Below are 20,237 nucleotides of genomic sequence, written 5' to 3' on the forward strand. Positions count from 1 at the left end.
AGGAGGCGCTGCCGGCAATTCTATACATATCACCGGCCGGTGGTACTTGGAGACGTCCCTGCGGCGTCTTTTTGTATGCCGGTAGACCATGAGAGGAGAATACCAATGAAACAACTGATTCAGACGCTAAAACGCATCGACCGCAAGGGCTACAAAGCCTATAACGATATTAAAGGGACCCACGAGTTTTCGGATTTCAGGCTGCATATGGACCACGTGCAGGCCGACCCGTTCGCCAGTCCCTCCCGTGCCCGGGTGACGCTTTCACGCAAAGCGCTCGAGCTCGGCCCGGAGGTTGAGGAAAGTGACGCGCGCCGGGTGGCGGCCGTCGACTTTTTCGCCCTTGCCATGCAGCAGGAGCTGAGCAAGCAGAAGGGCAAGCCGGGCATTATTATCGATGGTCCCGGCCAGGAAATGATCGACCGCACAGCCGTGAAGCTGTCGAAGGAACACCTCGAAATCCGGCTGTCGATCCACCTGCCGGCGAGAGGCCGTACGATCCAGGGGCAGGAAGCGATTGAGCGGCTCACAAAACAGCTGCCGGAGGCGGTCCAACGCGCCGTGCAGCAGTACTCCAGGCAGAAGCTGACCGCCCAGCTTGAGCTTGCTGACCAGCAGCAGGCAGTGCGCCGATATCTGGAGGACAACGACTGCATCGCGTTTGTGGCCAACGGCTCGGTGCTCCCACGCGCAAGCGGCGTCAGCAACCGCCCGATGAGCGGCAAGGAGGTAATCTCGTTTCAGTCGCCGAAGGAGCGCGAAGTGACGATTGAGCTGCCGCACGGCGGTCCGGTTACCGGCATGGCGGTGCCAAAGGGTGTGACGATCATTGTCGGCGGCGGCTACCACGGCAAAAGCACGCTGCTTGAATCGATTGAGCGCGGGGTGTACAACCACCGCGCCGGCGACGGCCGCGAGTTTGTGATCGCCGATCCGAGCGCCGTGAAGGTGCGTGCCGAGGACGGCCGCTCGGTGACCGGGGTGAACATCAGCCCGTTTATCGCAAACCTGCCGGCCGACAAGGACACCTCGTTTTTCACGACCGAAAATGCGAGCGGCAGCACATCGCAGGCGGCGAATATTATGGAGGGCCTCGAGGCAGGAGCCGGGACACTTCTGATCGATGAAGATACGAGTGCGACCAACTTTATGATCCGTGACGCCCGCATGCAGGCGCTTGTTGCCAAACGCAAGGAGCCGATCACCCCGTTTATTGATAAAGTGCGCGCGCTTTATGACGATGAAGGCATTTCCACGATTCTCGTCGTCGGTGGAGCAGGAGATTATTTTGACGTGGCGGATTATGTTATCATGCTTGAGGAGTACGTGCCGTATGATGTGACCGAAGAAGCGCGCCGGATTGCCGGCGAGCACCCGACCAACCGGGCGAAGGAAGCCGGTGAGGCATTCGGGGCCCTGACCGGACGCCGTATTGCGGTGAACCGCTTTGACGCGCGTAAGGGCAAAAAGGAAAAGGTGAGCGGCAAGGGCCGCGATACGGTCATGTACGGAGCGGAAACGATCGACCTGAGCGCGGTCGAGCAGCTGATTACCGGCAGCCAGACGAATGCGATTGCCGAAGCCATCCGCCACGCGAGCCGGCAGTTCGAACAGCCGGCGCCGCTTCCGGAGGTGCTCGACTACATCGAGCAGACGATCGACAGTCAGTCACTCGACGCGCTCTCGCCGTTTAAAAACCAGCATCCCGGGGACATGGCGCGCCCGCGGCGGTTTGAAATCGCGGCGGCCATTAACCGCTACCGTCCGCTCCGCGTCGAACGGTGATTTGAGTTTTAATGGTTTTCGGCTTATAATATGAAGCGACGATAAAAATCACGGGCGGCGCGTCCGCCCGTACCTATAGAGAAGGGAGAGACCACCGTGACTGATAAAAAGCAAACGGATACGTCTGAACAAACGACTCCGGCGGTCGATCCGGCATACGAAAAATACTTTGATTTTTCCAAAGCCGAAGTGGAAAGTAACGAAGACGGCAAACAATACATGAAAATTGGCGGCCGGTCGATCGTGATCAACGACCAGCCCGACCATAAAGCAGGACGCAAGCGGACGAAGCAGGACGCGTCGGTGCACTATGATTTTGACATACCCGAGGATATGCGGGGCATCGGCTACGGCAAAAAGTACCTGATCCGCACGTACGGCTGCCAGATGAACTACCACGATACCGAAAACATGGCCGGCATTCTCGAGGAAATGGGCTTTGCCGAAACGAAGGACACCGAGGAGGCGGACCTCATCTTTCTGAACACTTGCGCCATCCGCGAAAACGCGGAAAACAAAGTGTTCGGCGAAATCGGCCACTTAAAGGCGCTCAAGCGTGAAAAGCCGGAGCTGATGCTCGGCGTATGCGGCTGTATGTCGCAGGAGGAAAACGTCGTGAACCGCATCATGCAGAAGCACCAGCACATCGACATGATTTTCGGCACGCACAACATCCACCGCCTGCCGGAGCTTCTCCGCGACGCTATCCAGGGCAAGGAGATGGTGATCGAAGTCTGGTCCAAGGAAGGCGACGTCATCGAAAACATGCCGAAAAAACGCGCCGGCGGCACGCAGGCGTGGGTCAACATCATGTACGGCTGCGACAAGTTCTGCACGTACTGCATCGTGCCGTATACGCGCGGCAAGGAGCGGAGCCGCCTGCCGGAGGACATTATCGCTGAGGTGCGCGACATCGCGCGCCAGGGCTACAAGGAAATTACGCTGCTCGGGCAGAACGTGAACGCCTACGGCAAGGACCTCGGGCTCGACTACGGGCTCGGCGAGCTGATGAACGAGCTGCATAAAATCGACATTCCTCGCATCCGGTTTACGACGAGCCACCCGCGCGACTTTGACGACTACCTGATCGAGGTGCTTGCGCAGGGCGGCAACCTCGTCGAGCATATCCATCTGCCGGTGCAGTCCGGCAACAGCGACATGCTCAAGCTGATGGGACGCAAATACACGCGCGAGGAATACGTCGAGCTCGCCCGCAAAATCAAAACGGCGATTCCGCACGCGTCGTTTACGACCGACATCATCGTCGGCTTCCCGAACGAAACGGAGGAGCAGTTTGAAGACACGATGTCTCTCATGCGCGAGATGGACTACGACAGCGCGTTCACCTACATCTACTCCCCGCGCGAGCATACGCCGGCGGCGAAGATGGAGGACAACGTGCCGATGGATGTGAAAAAAGAGCGGCTCGCCCGCCTGAATGCGCTTATGGGCGACATTTCGAACCGCCGCAACAAAGAGCTCGAGGGCAGAGTGCTTGAGGTGCTCGTCGAAGGCGAAAGCCGCAAAAACGCCGACGTGCTCTCCGGACGGACGCGCACGAACAAGCTCGTGAACTTCCGGGCGCCGAAGGACGTTATCGGCGAAGTCATTTACGTCCAAATTGATGAAGCCAAAACGTGGTCGCTCGACGGCCATGTTGTGGAATTCGCGGAGGTGTAAGCAGATGGCCTACACGAAAGAAGAAGTGATGCAGGAAGCCGGACGGCTCGCCGAACGGCTGAAGGAAACCGAGGAAGTGGACTTTTTCATCCGCGCCGAGGCGCAGATTAACGACAACGTGCGGATCCAGAACCTGATCCAGGAGATCAAGGACAAGCAGAAGCAGGCGGTCAACTTCCAGCACTACGAAAAAACGGAAGCGAAGCGTCAGGTGGAAGCGCAGATTAACGACCTGCACGAAGAGATTGAAAACATTCCGATCGTCGGGCAGTTCCGCCAGAGCCAGACCGAGGTTAACTACATTCTGCAATTGATCAGCGACCAGATCACTGCCTCGATCTGGGAAAACGAAGACGGCGACAACAGCAGCTCATAAAAAGAACCGCTTTCCGTTTCACGGGAGGCGGTTTTCTGCTTGTCGGACTTTTATAAATTTCACATACCATAATTTAGTTTCTCCCTAAACAGTGATATAATATGAGGGACAAATCGCAGAACGCTTCCCGTTGGAGAAGCGAACGGAACGATGTACAATAAACAGGCAGTGAAACAAACATAACGGAGGCTTTTTGATGCCAGAGACAGATACACCGATGATGAAGCAGTATAAGGACATAAAAGCGGCCTATCCGGACGCCTTTTTGTTTTACCGGCTCGGCGACTTTTACGAAATGTTCTTTGAGGACGCGGAGCTTGCCGCCCGTGAGCTCGAGATCACGCTCACCAAACGAGGCCAGAAGAACGAAAATGACATCCCGATGTGCGGGGTGCCGTATCACTCCGCCGAAGGATATATTGCCACGCTGATCGAAAAAGGGTACAAAATTGCGATCTGCGAGCAGGTGGAGGACCCGGCGAAGGCAAAGGGCGTCGTGAAGCGCGAGGTGGTGCGCATGATTACGCCGGGGACGATTATGGAAGGGCGCGCCCTCGACGAAACCGAAAACAACTTTCTCGTCGCGATAGTGCCGAACGGAACGGAAACGGCGTTTGTGAAGGCGGATCTCACGACCGGGGAAACGGCCGCGGCGCTTCTCTCCGATGACGTCGGCGAATGGCAGCGCGAAATGACGACCGCGCACCCAAAGGAAATCATCGTGCCGGAGGAGCAGGAGGGCGTCATGGCCGACATGTACCGCGGCATGATCTCGACCGGCGCGGTGCCGGAGCTGAAGCCCGAATGGGAAGCACTCACCGGTGAGCTGGACAGCGACACGCTCCAAAACGGCGCAGCGCTTCTGCTCGGCTACGTGGAGCGCACCCAGCAGCGGTCACTCGGTCACCTGCAGCCGTTTACGGTGTACGAGCCGAACCGGACGATGCAGCTGGACATGCATTCACGCCGGAACCTGGAGCTGACGGAGACGATGATGGGCAAAACGAAGGACGGATCGCTTCTCGGCGTGCTCGATCGTACCGTCACCGCGATGGGCTGCCGCAAGCTGCGGCGCTGGATCGAGGAGCCGCTTCTCTCCCGCCCGGCGATCGAAGAGCGGTACGGCATGGTCGCTTCGTTTGCGGACAATTTCTTTGCCCGGGAGGACCTGCGGGAGCATCTGCGCGACGTGTACGACATTGAACGGCTCGCCGGTAAAGCCGTCTACGGCAACATTAACGCCCGCGAGCTCGTGCAGCTGCGCCGGACGCTGCAGGCAGTGCCAGCGATTGCCGACCTGCTCGGGGGCATGAACAATCCGGCCATCAACGAACGCCTGGTGGACGTGTCTGCCTTTCAGGAACTCGAAGAGCTTTTGGACCGGAGCCTCGTCGACGATCCGCCGTTTGGCGTCCAGGAGGGCGGCATGTTCCGCTCCGGCTTTCACGACGAGCTCGATCAGTACCGCGAGGCGGGCCAGAATGGCAAGCAGTGGATCGCGGAGCTTGAGCAGAAGGAACGTGCCGAAACGGGCATCAAGTCGCTCAAGGTCGGCTACAACCGGGTCTTCGGCTACTATATTGAAATCACCCGGGCCAACACCCATCTGATCCCGGACGGGCGCTACGAGCGCAAGCAGACGCTCACGAACGCCGAGCGCTATATCACGCCGGAGCTGAAGGAAAAGGAAGACCTGATCCTCGGCTCGGCGGACCGCGCCGTCCAGCTTGAGTACGAGCTGTTTCTCGACCTGCGCGAACGCGTCGCGGGCTACGTGCGCCCGCTCCAGGAGCTTGCCGACCTGCTGAGCGAAATGGATGTGCTGCAGAACTTCGCCCACGTGAGCGAGCGGCTCGGCTACGTCCGGCCGGCCTTCAGCACGGACAAGACGCTTGCTGTCCGCGGCGGCCGCCACCCGGTCGTGGAGACGATGCTGACCGCCGGCGAATTTGTGGCAAACGACACCCACATGGACGAGCACGGCATGCTGTTGATCACGGGTCCGAACATGGCCGGCAAAAGCACAGTCATGCGGCAGGTGGCGCTGATTGCGATCATGGCCCAGATCGGCTGCTTCGTACCGGCCGAGGAGGCGGAGCTGCCCGTGTTTGACCGGATTTTCACCCGCATCGGGGCGGCCGACGACTTAACGAGCGGCCAGAGCACGTTCATGGTGGAAATGAAGGAAACCCAGCAGGCGCTGTTGAACGCTTCGGCCGACAGCCTGATTCTGCTCGACGAAATCGGGCGCGGCACCTCCACGTATGACGGGATGGCGCTCGCGCAGGCGATCATGGAATACATTCACGAGCAGGTCGGGGCCAAGACGCTTTTTTCCACGCACTACCACGAGCTGACCGTGATGGAGGATCATCTGCCGGCGCTCCGGAACGTGCACGTGCGGGCGGTGGAGGAGGACGGCGAAATCATCTTCCTGCACCGGGTGGAGCCGGGCAAGGCCGACCGCAGCTACGGCATTTACGTGGCCAAGCTCGCCGGCCTGCCGCCGCAGGTGATCGAGCGCTCCGAGACGATTCTAAAAAGCTTTGAGGAGCAGAAAACCGCCGCGTACGCAGCGCCGGACGAAGCTGCCCCGACCTCTGCAGAGACCATCAAGGAACCGGACGAGCCCGAGCAGCTGGCGCTCTTTTCCATTGATGACGGCAGCGCCCGTGCGAAAGAAATCATGAGTGAGCTGAAACGTACCGACGTGCTCCGCATGAGCCCGATCGAAGCGATCGAAAAGCTGTACCAGCTCCAGCAGTACGCCAACGAGGAGGAGGAATAAGCGGTGACGTATGTAAAAAAACTCCCGGACGGCCTCGCCAACAAAATCGCAGCGGGGGAAGTCGTCGAACGGCCCGCCTCGGTCGTCAAAGAACTCGTGGAAAACGCGATTGACGCCGGGGCCACCACCATTCAGGTGGACGTCGAAGAGGGCGGGCTGTCGCTTCTCCGGGTGACCGATAACGGCCGGGGCATGGACCAGGAGGACGCGGAGCTTGCCTTTGAGCGCCACGCGACGAGCAAGCTCGCCCGGGAAAAGGATCTGTTCCAGATTGAGACGCTCGGCTTCCGGGGCGAAGCACTCCCGAGCATTGCCGCGGTCTCAAACGTGACAATGGAAACCGGGGACGGCCGCGAAGCGGGAGTGCTCATCCGCTACCAGGGCGGCAAGCGCATCGCCTGCACCTCGTCCAAAAGCCGGCGCGGTACGCAGGTGGAGGTGCGCGACCTGTTTTTTAACACCCCGGCCCGGCTTAAATACGTGCGCACGATGAACACCGAGGTGGCAAACGTTGCCGACGTGATGAACCGGCAGGCGCTCGCGCACCCGGAGGTCAGCTTCCGGCTGTACCACCACGACAAGCAGCTGCTTCTCACGAACGGAAGCGGCAGCCTGCAGCCGGTGCTTGCGGCCATTTACGGCCGCCAGACGGCGCGCGACATGCTGTACATCGAGGCGGAGACGGACGACTACCGGGTGAGCGGCTGGATCGCGAAGCCCGAAACGTACCGCGCCTCGCGCCAGTACATGTCCACGTTTGTGAACCACCGCTACATCCGGCATTACCCGCTCACAAAAGCGATCGAGTCGGGCTACCATACGCTGCTTCCGATCGGCAAGCACCCGATCGCGGCGCTGCATATTGAGATGAACCCCGGGCTGATTGACGTGAACGTGCACCCGTCCAAGCTCGACGTGCGCGTGAGCAAGGAGGAGGAGCTGCTGCAGCTGGTCGAACAGGCGGTGCGGGAGCGTCTCCAGCAGGAGCGCCTCATTCCGGCCGGCGACCAGAAGCGGGCCAAATCGGCACCGGCGTCCGAACAGATGAACCTGGCCTTTTCTGAACCTGCGCCAGCCCAAGCGCCGCGGCGGGAAGAACCATCCGCCCCGGACGAGCCGGCACCCGCACCCGGGGACCATGCCTCTGCCCACGAGGCGTCATTTAGCGATGATGCTCCGCCCGAAGAGCCGGAAACGGTATTTGAACACGCAGACACGTGGCCCGAAGAGCAGGACGCACCGCAGCCGGAACCGGAAGCCCCTGCGCCGGAAAGCACCGGACCGGAGCTGCCCGAGCTGCGCCCGATCGGCCAGTTTCACGGCACGTACATTCTCGCGGAAAACGAAGACGCGCTGTACATGATCGACCAGCACGCCGCGCAGGAGCGTATTTTTTACGAATACTTCCGGGTGAAAATCGGCGACGTGGACAAGGACGTGCAGCAGCTGCTCGTGCCGATTCTGCTTGAGGTGACCAAAGAGGAAGAAATCCTCATCAGCGAACGCCAGCGCGATTTTGAAAACATCGGCATTTTCCTCGAGCCGTTCGGCGGCCAGACGTTCCGGGTGCACGCGTATCCGACCTGGTTCCCGGCCGGCGACGAAGAAGGCGTCATCCGCGAATGCATCGAAGAAGTCAAAAACAACAAGCGCATCAGCGTGCATGAGCTGCGTGAGGAAGCGGCTATTCTGATGTCGTGCAAGGCAGCGATCAAGGCGAACCGCTACCTGACGAAGGACGAGATCCAGGCGCTCATCGACCGGCTGCGCACGTGCGAGAGTCCGTACACGTGCCCGCACGGCCGCCCAATCATTATTCATTTTTCCGACTACGATATGGAAAAAATGTTCAAGCGCATCATGTAGCTGTACAGAAGGAGAGAGCGCCGTGATTATCACTACCGCCAAAAAGCCGCAACCGGCTGTCCGTGCAGAAGCAGAGGCGAAGGCGCGGGCGTGGTGCGTGCCGTACGCAGCACGTGGTAAGCGATCGATCCGGCAATGGAAGTGGGAAACAAACGAGGACATTTATATTGTGGCAGCCAGCTGCGACACCTACTACCCGGCCGCGGAAGCCGCGGAGCCGCTCGCGTTTCACCCGTCGATGGCGTGGCTGCGCGGCCTGCACGTTCATCGCGGCGGGAGCGATCCGCTGCTGGACGCGGCAGACGTGCGCGAAGGCGATACGCTGCTCGACGCGACGCTCGGATTTGGTGCCGACAGCATCATGCTCGCCCTCGGTGCGGGAAATACCGGCACGGTGCTCGGCATGGAAAAGCAGCCGGTCGTGGCGTCGCTCGTCCGCAAAGGGCTCCGGCTTCCGGGCGACTATCCCGAATGGTTTACAGACGCGATGCAGCGGATTACGGTGGTCCAGGGCGACAGTCTCCGACTGCTCCGGCTCATGCCGGAGAGCTCGGTGGACGTCGTCTACCTGGATCCAATGTTTGCCGAAGCGGTGGCCACGAGCCCGGCGATCGACCGGCTCCGCCCGGTGGCGGCCGCGGACCCACTGACGGACGCCTGGATCGAGGAAGCACTGCGGGTGGCACGCCGCCGAATTGTCGTGAAAGATCATGCGGACAGCCCGCATTTTAAGCAGTATCAATTAACCCTGGCCGGACGGCGGAGCGCCGCAGTCCGGTACGGATGGAAGGAGGCATACACGTGAAGCAACCGGTACTCGCCGTTGTCGGCCCGACCGCGGTCGGAAAAACAGAGCTCGGAATCCAGCTCGCCCACAAGTACGACGGCGAAATCATCAGCGGCGACTCGATGCAGGTGTATGAAGGCCTGACCATCGGCACCGCCAAGCCGACAATGGAGGAACGCAACCAGGCGCCGCATCATCTCGTGGACATGCTGTCGCCGGATACGCCGTATTCTGCGGCGGACTTTAAAGCCCAGGCCGAGCCGATTATCGAGCGGCTGCACGGGGAGGGCAAGCTTCCGATTATCGTCGGCGGCACCGGCATGTACATCCGGGCGCTCCTGCACGACTATTCGTTTTATGACGCGAAAAAGCAGGAAGGCGTGCGCGAGAAATGGGAGCTGTACGCGCGCCAGTACGGAAGCGCTGCGCTGCATGCGAATTTAGAGCGCCGCGACCCGGAGCGGGCGGCCGCGATTCACCCGAACAACGTGCGCAAAGTCGTGCGGGCGCTCGAAATTCTTGAAACGTCGGAAGAAGGACCAACTTTATCCAAAAAAATGCAAAAAAAGCATTCGCCCTACGCTTCATTCATGATAGGATTAACAATGAACCGTCCGTATTTGTATGAGCGGATCGAGCGCCGGATCGACCGCATGATGGAAGGCGGCCTCGAGCACGAAGCGCGCTGGCTGTACGAACGCTTCGGCGAGGAAGTCCAGGCCGCCCAGGCGATCGGCTACAAGGAATGGTTCCCGTATTTCCGTGGGGACGCGGACACCGAATGGGTCGCCGAGCGCATGAAGCGCAATTCCAGAAGATACGCCAAGCGCCAGCTCACCTGGTTCCGCAACAAAGAGGACACCCACTGGTATGATATTACCGATCGCTCCCGGCCGTTTGCCGACGAAGCGTTTGCTTCGATTTTGCGGCAGTTCGAGCGCGAGCATCGCTAATACATAAATCATTCAACTAAGCCCCGGCTGTGGAAGGAGATTCAAGCATGAAACAATCAGTGAACATTCAGGATCAGTTTTTGAACGTGGTACGCAAGGAAAAAATTCAGGTGACCGTCTTTCTGACGAACGGCTTTCAGCTGCGCGGCCTGATCAAAGCCTTTGACAACTTCACCGTCGTCCTCGACAGCGACGGCAAGCAGCAGCTCGTCTACAAGCACGCCATCAGCACCTTCGTCCCGCAGCGGACCGTCTCCCTGCAGACCGAAAGCGAGAGCGAAGAATAAAAAAAGAGCTTCCTTCAAAAGGAAGCTGCCGAAACCGTCTGTTCCTGTGGAAACAGGGGCGGCGGTTTTTGTAAAATTTTATCAGATAGACAATTCAGTTAAGATTAAATTAAGAAAAGAGCAATCAAGATGTATACAGATAAATATTTTAATAAATCATTGAAAATGGCTATGCATTATAGAAAATTATGTATTATAGAATATTTAATAAGAGATAATATTGTTACTCTTGAAAATAATACTGAACTTTACTTTCATGAATATATTCCTCTATTACATGATGATTTCTGTAATAATGATTTAAGAAAAAAATTATATAAATTAGTAAAAGTGCGAAATAAAATATGTCATATGAAAATTTTAAATTTCGAAGATGAGAGTCTCTTAAATACTTGCTTTGAAGAAATACTTATTATTGGAGAAATTAATTAATTATACTATCGGCTTGGATTATAAAATTCAAGAAAGATCCTTATATTTTTTAGAAATGAAAATATTACAATTTTTATTAATATTATGTAAATTAAAGCATGTTTTACCCTTAGTTTGATAAAAGTCAAAAATTGAATTTGAGGAGCTCAGTGATGCCCAGAATATTTGATAATATTAATCAAAAGTTATTAGTCGCTTTAAGGGAAACTTTAGATGTGTCGTATAAGGCAGATTTTTGTGTTGGTTATTTTAATTTAAGAGGTTGGCGAGATTTAGAATCTTATGTTGATAATTTTAAAGGGGGGGAAGATAACTGTTGTCGATTATTAATAGGTATGCAATCAGACCCGCATAAAGAAATGATGGAGGAACTGAGCTTTGTCAAAGATGAATCGAGAATAGATAACAAGAAAGTTATTAAAAAGAAAAAGAAAATAGCTGAGCAATTTAAAGAACAGCTGATATATGGAGCACCTAGTAGTAGAGATGAACAGAGTTTGAAAACATTAGTAAGACAAATTAAGGAAAACAAATTAAAAGTAAAAGTTTATTTGAGAACTAAGCTTCATGCCAAGTTGTATCTTATGCATCGAGTAGATTTTATCACACCACTTGTTGGATACGTAGGAAGCAGCAATTTAACTTTTTCAGGTCTTGATAAACAAGGTGAATTAAATGTAGATATTGTAGAGAACGATGCTGCAAATAAATTAAATGAATGGTTTGAAGAACGTTGGAACGACAAATTTTGTATAGACATATCAGAAGAAATTATTGATACTATTGAAAATAGTTGGGCTACATCTAAGGTTACTCCACCTTATTATATCTATGCCAAAATGGCATATCATTTATCTCAACAAACTAGAGAAGGAATTAGTAGCTTTAAAATTCCAGAAAATATATCAAATAAACTATTTAGTTTCCAAAACACAGCAATAAAACTTTCTGCTAATCACTTACTGAAAAGACGCGGTGTGATAATTGGGGATGTAGTTGGTTTAGGAAAAACGATGATGGCGACTGCTTTAGTGGCAATGCTAGAGGAGGAGTTTGATTCCGCTCTTATTATTGTTCCTAAAAATTTAATAGCTATGTGGGAAAAATATGTGAAAAATTACGAAATAAGAGCTAAGGTCATATCTTTAAGTATGGCTCATAAGTTAGAAAATTTAAGGAAATTTAGATTAGTAGTAATTGATGAGAGCCATAACCTAAGAAACAGAGAAGGAAAAAAATATAAAGATATTCAAAATTATCTTTTTAAACATGAGTCCTACGTAATTTTATTATCGGCTACCCCTTATAATAAATCATATTATGATTTATCTAATCAATTGCGTTTATTTGTAAATGATAATGAAGATTTAGGGATTAGTCCTGAAAAATTTATCAATGAAATTGGCGAAACAGAATTTATCAGAAGATATCAGTGTCATTTACGTTCTATTAACGCTTTTGAAAAGAGTCCCTATCCTGAAGATTGGCGCGAATTAATGAGTTTATTTCTTGTGAGGCGTACGCGAGGATTCATACAAGAAAACTATGGAAAAGTGGATAAGAATTCAAATAGGAAATATTTAGAATTTCAAGATGGTAGTAATTCATATTTCCCTGAGCGTGTTCCTAAGACAGTCAATTTCACCATGAATAAGGTTAATAAAAGTGATATTTATGCCCAATTATACGATGAAGCAGTAATAGATACTATTAATGATTTAAAATTACCGAGGTACGGATTAGCAAATTATGTTTCTTCTCAGAAGAAAGTTAATCCAAAACCAGAAGAAACAAAAAAAATAGCGGATCTTTCTAATGCTGGTCCACATTTAATTGGTTTCTCTAGAACTAATTTGTTAAAAAGATTAGAAAGCAGTGGCAAAGCTTTTAACAAATCTATTGAGCGTCATATTTTAAGAAACTATGTTTTCATTCATGCTTTAGATAATAATTTACCGATTCCTATAGGTACACAAGGCGCAAGTTTACTAGATGGAGATAATGAACAAGAAGAGTTAGAGATAGGAAATATCTTAACGGAAGAAAATAAAATATTTGAATCAAGTAAAACAAATGATAATTTTGAAGAAAAAGCAGCTACGATATACAATTTATATAAAAATAATTATTATAATAAGTTTTCATGGATAAATTCAAAACTATTTAAAAAGACATTAAAAAAGAATTTATTGAGTGATAATGATAAATTATATAGTGTTTTCGAAAAAAGTTTTTTATTAAATTATAAAAATGATAGTAAATTCAATGCTTTATTAAAATTAATAACAGAAAAGCATGCTGAAGATAAAATATTAGTTTTTACTCAGTATACAGATACAGCTGAATATTTAGAGCAATCATTAAAAAACTGTGCTATAAAAAAAGTAAAGAGCGTAACAGGTAATACTGAAAATTCTACTGAAATTGTAGAAAGATTTTCTCCTAAAAGTAATAACGAAGCCGTTGCTCAAGGTGACGAAATCCGTGTACTAATAGCTACTGATGTTTTGAGTGAAGGACAAAACCTTCAAGATTGTTCTATCGTAGTGAATTTTGACTTACCATGGGCAATAATTCGCTTAATTCAAAGAGCGGGACGAGTTGATCGTATTGGCCAACAAGCTCAAAAAATACTATGTTATTCGTTCTTACCTGCAGAAGGAATCGAAAGCGTAATTAGTCTGAGAAGTCGGGTTAAAGATAGATTACATATTAATTCGGAGGTTCTTGGCACAGATGAAGAATTCTTTGAAGGAGATGGACAAGGAAAAATTATTGATTTATATAACGAAAAAGCGGGAGTTTTAGATGAGGTAGACAATTACAAAGTTGACCTTTCTTCTTTTGCATATGAAGCTTGGAAAGAGATAATAGAGGTTAAGCCAGAGCTTGAAGATATAATTCCAAGTTTACCTCCGGTAATTTATTCTACCAAACACCATGAACCTAACACTTTAGAGCCAGAAGGGGTTCTTGTTTACTTCAAAAATAGTGACGGTAATGATGGATTGGCTTGGATTGATAAGGAGAATGATAAAATAATTACTCAATCTCCATTTACGATTTTAGAAGCAGCAAAATGTGAATTTAATGAAAAAGAAAGACCCCGTGACCGATTTCATCATGATTATGTAGAAAAAGCTGTATCGCAATTAGTGAATATCAATACTTCTTCAGGCGGACAATTAGGGCGACCTTCTGGTGCGAGATTTAAAACTTATGAACGTTTAAAGATTTTTCTTGAAGAGGGTTTACTCCTTGATTTCGAGAAGAAGCAAGTGAATACTGTTATTCAAGCAATATATAATTATCCGTTGCAACAACAAGCAATAAATACTTTAAATAAAAATTTAAAAAAAGGATTTGATAAGGAAGAATTATTTAATTTGGTTTTTGGTCTTTATAATGAAGAAAGTTTAATTATTGACTCAAAAGAAAATATTAAAGAAGAGCCGTTAATTCTTTGTTCTATGGGATTATTCATGAAATGAGGGGAAGTAATGATAAATAAAAAAAGAACACAAAAATTATTAGATCATTTTGATTTTGAAACATTATTTATTGAAGAGATGGGGTGGGTTAGCTTTAATGATAAAGCTATGAATTTTGAAATTGAAAAAGAATTTTTTACACTCACCCCTATTGCTAGGATGGGCGAATTTACAGTTTTTAAATGTTCTCCTGATAAAGAAGGCAATATACCCTTAAATAAAGTAAGGAAAAAAATAGAAAAAAGGGTGTCTCAATCTTATTATGAAAATTTTATTATTTTCATTAATGAAATTCAAACTGAACAAGTTTGGCAATGGGTGAAAAGAAAATCAGGAGTTAGTGAAATTTCAAGGCATATTAGGTACGAGCAAAATAAAAATTCAGAGTTGCTCATCCAAAAATTAAGCGCTATGTCTTTCTGGATAGATGAATTTAATGAGAGTGGAGAAGTAGAAGGTTATGAAGTGCGTAGCAGAGTAGAAAACAGCTTTGATGTAGAAGAAGTAACGAGAAAATTTTATGAACAATTTAAAAAAGAAAGAGATTCCTTTGTAGAGTTTATAGAAGGCATACCAGATAACGAATTAAAAAGTTGGTATGTTTCAGTTATTTTAAATCGTATTATGTTTATTTATTTCATACAAAAAAAAGGATTTCTAAATGATGATTATAATTATTTAAGGACTAAGCTTAATAAAAGTAGGGCACAAGGGGAAGACTTATTCTACAAAGAATTTTTAACAGCTCTATTTTTCGAAGGTTTTGCAAAAAAAGAAGAAAATAGAAATGAAATTATTAATAAAGTATTAGGTAAAATACCATTTTTAAATGGTGGTTTGTTTGCTGAACACGAAATAGAAAAAAAATTTCCCGATATTAAAGTAGAAGATAAGGCTTTTGAAAAAATCTTTGATTTCTTTGACAAATTTGATTGGCACTTAGATACAAGAAGATTAAGTAAAGGTAATGAGATTAACCCAGACGTTATCGGTTACATCTTCGAAAAATATATTAATCAAAAAGAGATGGGTGCTTATTATACTAAAGAAGATATAACCAATTATATGTGTAATAATTCTATATTGCCAAAATTACTTAAAAATTCTCTGGAAAAAAATTCATTACTTGAAGAAAATAATGAATTAAAGTTTAATTTAAGAATAAATCCTGATCGTTATATTTTTAATGCCTTGAAACACGGATGTTCGAATAAACTTCCAGATTACATAAGTAAAGGGATTCACGATATTAACCAGAGAGAAAATTGGAATTATGTTGCTAACAATAAATTTGGCCTTCCAAATGAACTTTGGAGAGAAGTAGTAGAAAGAAGAACGCATTATGAAGAAATAAAAAATAAGCTCATTACTGGAAAAGTTAATACAGTGGATTCGTTTATTTATTACAATTTAAATCTTTTACAGTTAACTATAGATTTAGTTGAGGAAACTGATAATACGGATTTAATTATATCATTTTATAAATCTGTAGAAAAAATAACTATATTGGATCCTGCTTGTGGTTCAGGGGCTTTTTTATTTGAAGCTATGAACACCCTGCAACCTGTGTACGAAGCTTTAATAGAAAAAATGGAAATAATAAACTATGAGCAGGTTTCTAATGAAAATTCAATGGAAAAAATTCCACTTTTTGAAAAAGTTTTAAATGAATTAAATAAACATGAAAATAAAGAATACTACGTATTGCGTAGTATAATTATAAAAAATCTTTATGGTGTAGATATAATGGAAGAAGCAACAGAAATTTGTAAATTAAGGTTATTTTTAAAACTAGTGGCACAATTAAAAGACGCTAATTATATAGAGCCCTTGCCTGATATAGATTTTAATATTAGAGCAGGTAACAGTTTAGTTGGTTTTGCTACTCAAAAAGAACTTGAAATAGCTATGAATACTAAATTAGACATTGATAATGAAAAAGAAATAATTAAAGCCAATGCTAACAAGGTAGCTACTCTTCATAACAAATTCCGCAATATTCAAGAAGGAAGTAGCTACAACAGTAAATGTATACAAGAAATAAAAGAAAATTTAAATGAGGAAATGAAAGACCTCTCTGAAAGACTGAACAAGTATTTAGCTCAAGGAAGATATGGAATTGACGTAGAAAATAATCTAAAATATGAAGAATGGATAAAAACACATAAACCGTTTCATTGGTTTATAGAGTTTTATGACATTGTAAATGCGAAAGGTTTCGATGTGTTGATAGGCAATCCCCCATATGTTGCTAAGAATAAGGTGAATTATAGTTTAATAGATTTTGAAACAAATTCCTGTAATGATATATATGCTCCATTTGTTGAGAGATCATTGTGCTCTTTGATAAATAATAAAGGTTATTTTTCTATGATTATTCCAATATCTAACGTATCTACAGAGGGTTATAAAAACTTAAGAGAAATTTATAGAAAAACAAATCGAACTTACTTTGCTGCGAATTTTGGAGTAAGACCATCAAAACTTTTCAACGGAGCTGATAAAAGAGTAACTATATTAACAGCCACAGAAAGGAAAAATGAATTCTCTTTTAATAATACGTCCTATAAGAGGTGGATGAGTTCAGAAAGGAAAAATTTGTTTGAACTAATATCGTATACTAGTATAGAAAAAGACTATTTTAATATAAGTGGTTTTCCTAAAATAGGAAGTGATATTGAAAAAACTATTTTAGAAAAGATGGATACAAATAGAAAAAAAATTCAAGCATACTGTAAACCTAAGTCATTTATAAAAGTAAATTATACAAGAAAACTACAGTATTTTATCCAATTTTTCATTGAACCACCGAGTATTTTCGATGAAAATGGAAAAAAAAGGCTTCCTTCAGAACTTAAGTCTTTGAATGTAAAGAATACTTTAGATAGAGATGTAATATTAAGTGTTTTAAATAGTAATTTATTTTTTTGGTATTATATTATCTTTTCTGATTGTCGTAATGTTAATCAAAGGGAAATACATAATTTTCCATTAGATATCGAAAAAATGAACGATGCTATTATATCTAAATTAATTCAACAGGGTAGAAATCTTTTACAAGACTTTAAAATTAATTCAGAAGAAATAGTACGAACAGATCAGCAATTAGGTAAGCTTAGAATTGAATCTTTTCAGCCTAGAGCATCAAAATCAATCGTAGACGAAATTGATTACATTTTAGCTGAACATTATGGCTTGTCGGAAAAAGAAACAGATTTTATAGTTAATCACAATATAAAATATAGGATGGGTCTAATAAACTAGCCTAAATAATATTACTTAAAATGTATCATAGAACTTATTTGCAAAATTACATTACATTTTATTTTTAGAGATTAGTGAAAGTTAGCCTAATATGGGAAAATAAAACATTGTGAACCAATATTTACAAGCATTTAGAAGTTGTAATAGTTCTTACACAAATAAGGAGCTGTGCCAAAAAAAGGCCAGCTCCTTATTTAATATTAAGAATAGATTCTTTGAGCTATAAGTTCTTTAAGGTCTATTGTATTTGAGTAAACATCGTTAAAAGTCATATATTCAAAAGCAGTATCTTTTCTACTAATTGTCATATAAGGTTTCCAATCTCTATTTTTTATAGACCAATTAATATATTGGAGTTGTTGCACATCATCTTCCCAATTCTCTACCCATTCAATACCAGTCTTACAATTAGTTATGATAGAAGTATGAAGATAAAGGGCTATAGAATTTTGAATAGGCTCATGACCTAATACATAATCTTTAACGTTGCCGGGTTCCGAAGGCAGCACTTCCCCTAACACTAGAAATAGCTTATCGAGAAAACTGAATAGCTTATCGTAATTATCTCGAACTAGTTGATCTTCTGTTTTGTTTAATGCAGGAGAACGTGAACCTATACCAGTTTCTCCAAACAAAAGAACTTTTATAAACTTTTTAAACCTAACACTTGTAGTAAAGGTTTTTTTATTTGGTCGAATGATACGGGCTTTTTCAAATTCAATGGTTAATTTGGTTTGAAGAGTCTTATTTGAATTATATAATTCTCTAGTAAGTAAATTCAGTATATCTCTATTATCGAATTTAGTAATTAAAGATCTTGATACTCGTTTAGCATTAGAATTGATATCTGTAAAAAGTTTTTTCTCGTCTTCTATAGATAACCCAAAATAAATTTGAGCAGTCAGATAGCTATTAGAAATTTTTTCTTTCTTCTCATTTAAAGTTTTTTTATCTTGCAAATAACGTTCTAAACCTTTAATTCTGTGCTGCCCATCAAGCACTATTAATTTCGAACTTTCGGGTAAAGTTAATATATTCTTTTCTTCATCCCAAAAAGGAGTAGGATCCTCGCGAAATGAAAATACTAAAGAAGGAAGAAAAATACCTGAATCAGTATCCATACTGTCAAAATAACTTACTAATTTAGGCATACGATGATAACCGAGGTCACGATTAACAGATTTATCAATTTGAGAGAAATTTAATATATCTTTTATTTTCATTTGGGTTGTCATAATAGCTTTATTATTACCGGGTGAAGCTATAGTTCCTTGAATTTCTAAACCTTCCATTAAGATTCACCTCTTATTTTTTCAAATTTATTCTGTAGAAAACTAGATATTTCTCTTATGGCTTTTAAAGAAGAATTAAAGTTATACTTTTTAGTTTTTTTGTTGTAGTTAGCGCTTTTTAAATTTTCGAATTCGCTATTTTTGTGACTCCAATCTACTTTATTTATAACTTTTTGAAACAAATATTCCATAGATGTATTTGGATATTTGAATTGGGTGTCATATATAAAGTAAGCAATTCCCATTATGATATTAGGTGTCATAATTATATATTTATTTCGATTTTCTCCATCAATAGGAGCGTATTTTCTTAATAGTGTTATGAATTCTTCTGATTTTTTCTGATGCATGGAATAATTTTGCTCGTTTAAAGAAGTTTTTTGTCTTAAGTTTAATGCACCATGATTTAAAATACGAGCGGTTTTATAAAAGGTAGAAACTGTCATAAGTTTAGTTGAAGTTGTTTTAGACCTTGTTTCTATGAGGTCTTGAGGTAAATTTTCAATTATTTCACGAATTAACTGTGCGTATAAATCATTTTTATTATACATAATAATCAAAGAAGAATTAACTAACGAAGCTTTTGTATTTATATCAGTGAACAATTGTTTTTCTTGAGTGGTGCTTAAATCTAGAAAAATTTGCACTGTAATAGGAAAGTTCATTATATAGTCATAATTCTTTCCTAGGTCGTCTATTAACTCCAAACGATTTTTAATATATTCAAAGGCTTTTATTCTATGTTGCCCATCTAATATAGCCATCGTTTCATTCATGTTTAAATTAAATTCATTGTTATTTTCATTGAAAAACCCTTTTCCTCTCGCGGAAAATATTAAGGGTGAAAAATATATATCATTACCATCTAATCCATATTGTATGTATTGGGCAATACTAGCTACTTTAACTTCATCTAATTCGCGTTGTACTTCACGATCAACTTCTAAAAATTTAATTACATCGTTTACTTTACATTGTACTGTTACTACATTGTGACCGAACTGATTCCCTTTAAACCCTTTTAACGTAATATAATTTGAATCATTTTTTGTTATCAGGTTAGATAAGTCCATAGTTGTCGCCCTCCTAATTAATTCATAAAAATTTTTCTTATATGAATATATAACTAATTAATAGTATGAAAATAAATCTATTGGACTATTCTATCATATGAATACACAGGTTTGATACTAGTTATTAGGAAGGGATTAACAAATAAAAATTTATTTAAGTACT

The 20,237-nt window shown here is 44.9% G+C and carries 13 protein-coding genes; 11 read left to right on the forward strand and 2 right to left on the reverse strand.

What is annotated here, in order from left to right; translation table 11 throughout:
• The first annotated feature begins 105 nt into the window (after positions 1-105).
• The 11 genes from ACTRXF_RS01430 (at position 106) to ACTRXF_RS01480 (ending at position 17,709) form a co-directional block, all read left to right on the forward strand.
• Positions 106-1,785 (forward strand): ABC-ATPase domain-containing protein, encoded by a 1,680-nt coding sequence (locus ACTRXF_RS01430; protein ID WP_474277433.1) that lies wholly within the window; start codon positions 106-108, stop codon positions 1,783-1,785.
• A 96-nt stretch (positions 1,786-1,881) separates the two neighbouring features.
• The gene (miaB, locus tag ACTRXF_RS01435) at positions 1,882-3,465 is read left to right on the forward strand and encodes a tRNA (N6-isopentenyl adenosine(37)-C2)-methylthiotransferase MiaB (protein WP_474277436.1); all 1,584 of its coding nucleotides are present in this window, start codon (positions 1,882-1,884) and stop codon (positions 3,463-3,465) included.
• Between the two features lie 4 nt (positions 3,466-3,469).
• Positions 3,470-3,841, forward strand: a complete 372-nt coding sequence (locus tag ACTRXF_RS01440) for a YlbF/YmcA family competence regulator (protein WP_474277439.1) — start codon at positions 3,470-3,472, stop codon at positions 3,839-3,841.
• A 196-nt stretch (positions 3,842-4,037) separates the two neighbouring features.
• Positions 4,038-6,629, forward strand: a complete 2,592-nt coding sequence (gene mutS, locus ACTRXF_RS01445) for a DNA mismatch repair protein MutS (RefSeq protein ID WP_474277442.1) — start codon at positions 4,038-4,040, stop codon at positions 6,627-6,629.
• 3 nt (positions 6,630-6,632) lie between these two features.
• On the forward strand, positions 6,633-8,495 hold the full coding sequence (gene mutL / locus ACTRXF_RS01450; RefSeq protein ID WP_474277445.1) for a DNA mismatch repair endonuclease MutL: 1,863 nt from the start codon (positions 6,633-6,635) through the stop codon (positions 8,493-8,495).
• A 238-nt stretch (positions 8,496-8,733) separates the two neighbouring features.
• Positions 8,734-9,300, forward strand: coding sequence for a class I SAM-dependent methyltransferase (locus ACTRXF_RS01455; protein ID WP_474277707.1), 567 nt, complete (start codon positions 8,734-8,736; stop codon positions 9,298-9,300).
• The gene (gene miaA, locus ACTRXF_RS01460) at positions 9,279-10,235 is read left to right on the forward strand and encodes a tRNA (adenosine(37)-N6)-dimethylallyltransferase MiaA (RefSeq protein ID WP_474277448.1); all 957 of its coding nucleotides are present in this window, start codon (positions 9,279-9,281) and stop codon (positions 10,233-10,235) included. Before ACTRXF_RS01455 ends, miaA begins: the two co-directional genes overlap by 22 nt.
• Before the next feature lie 47 nt (positions 10,236-10,282).
• Positions 10,283-10,522, forward strand: a complete 240-nt coding sequence (gene hfq, locus ACTRXF_RS01465; protein WP_022792841.1) for an RNA chaperone Hfq — start codon at positions 10,283-10,285, stop codon at positions 10,520-10,522.
• A 129-nt stretch (positions 10,523-10,651) separates the two neighbouring features.
• A complete protein-coding gene (locus ACTRXF_RS01470) occupies positions 10,652-10,954 on the forward strand; it encodes a hypothetical protein (protein WP_474260600.1) in 303 nt (100 codons plus the stop codon).
• 152 nt (positions 10,955-11,106) lie between these two features.
• A complete protein-coding gene (locus ACTRXF_RS01475; RefSeq protein ID WP_474260601.1) occupies positions 11,107-14,445 on the forward strand; it encodes a helicase-related protein in 3,339 nt (1,112 codons plus the stop codon).
• 9 nt (positions 14,446-14,454) lie between these two features.
• The gene (locus ACTRXF_RS01480; RefSeq protein ID WP_474260602.1) at positions 14,455-17,709 is read left to right on the forward strand and encodes an Eco57I restriction-modification methylase domain-containing protein; all 3,255 of its coding nucleotides are present in this window, start codon (positions 14,455-14,457) and stop codon (positions 17,707-17,709) included.
• Between the two features lie 200 nt (positions 17,710-17,909).
• On the opposite strand, the gene ACTRXF_RS01485 is transcribed toward ACTRXF_RS01480, so the two are convergent.
• Positions 17,910-19,001 carry a DNA sulfur modification protein DndB gene (locus ACTRXF_RS01485; protein WP_474260603.1) on the reverse strand — a complete coding sequence of 364 codons (1,092 nt, stop codon included), beginning with the start codon at positions 18,999-19,001 and terminating at the stop codon, positions 17,910-17,912.
• Entirely contained in the window at positions 19,001-20,074 is a 1,074-nt protein-coding gene (locus ACTRXF_RS01490) for a DNA sulfur modification protein DndB (RefSeq protein WP_474260604.1), read from the reverse strand. The genes ACTRXF_RS01485 and ACTRXF_RS01490 overlap by 1 nt, the downstream gene beginning before the upstream one ends.
• Between the last annotated feature and the right edge of the window lie 163 nt (positions 20,075-20,237).

Source organism: Marinococcus sp. LNHM3E3-2.2 (genome assembly GCF_056034385.1).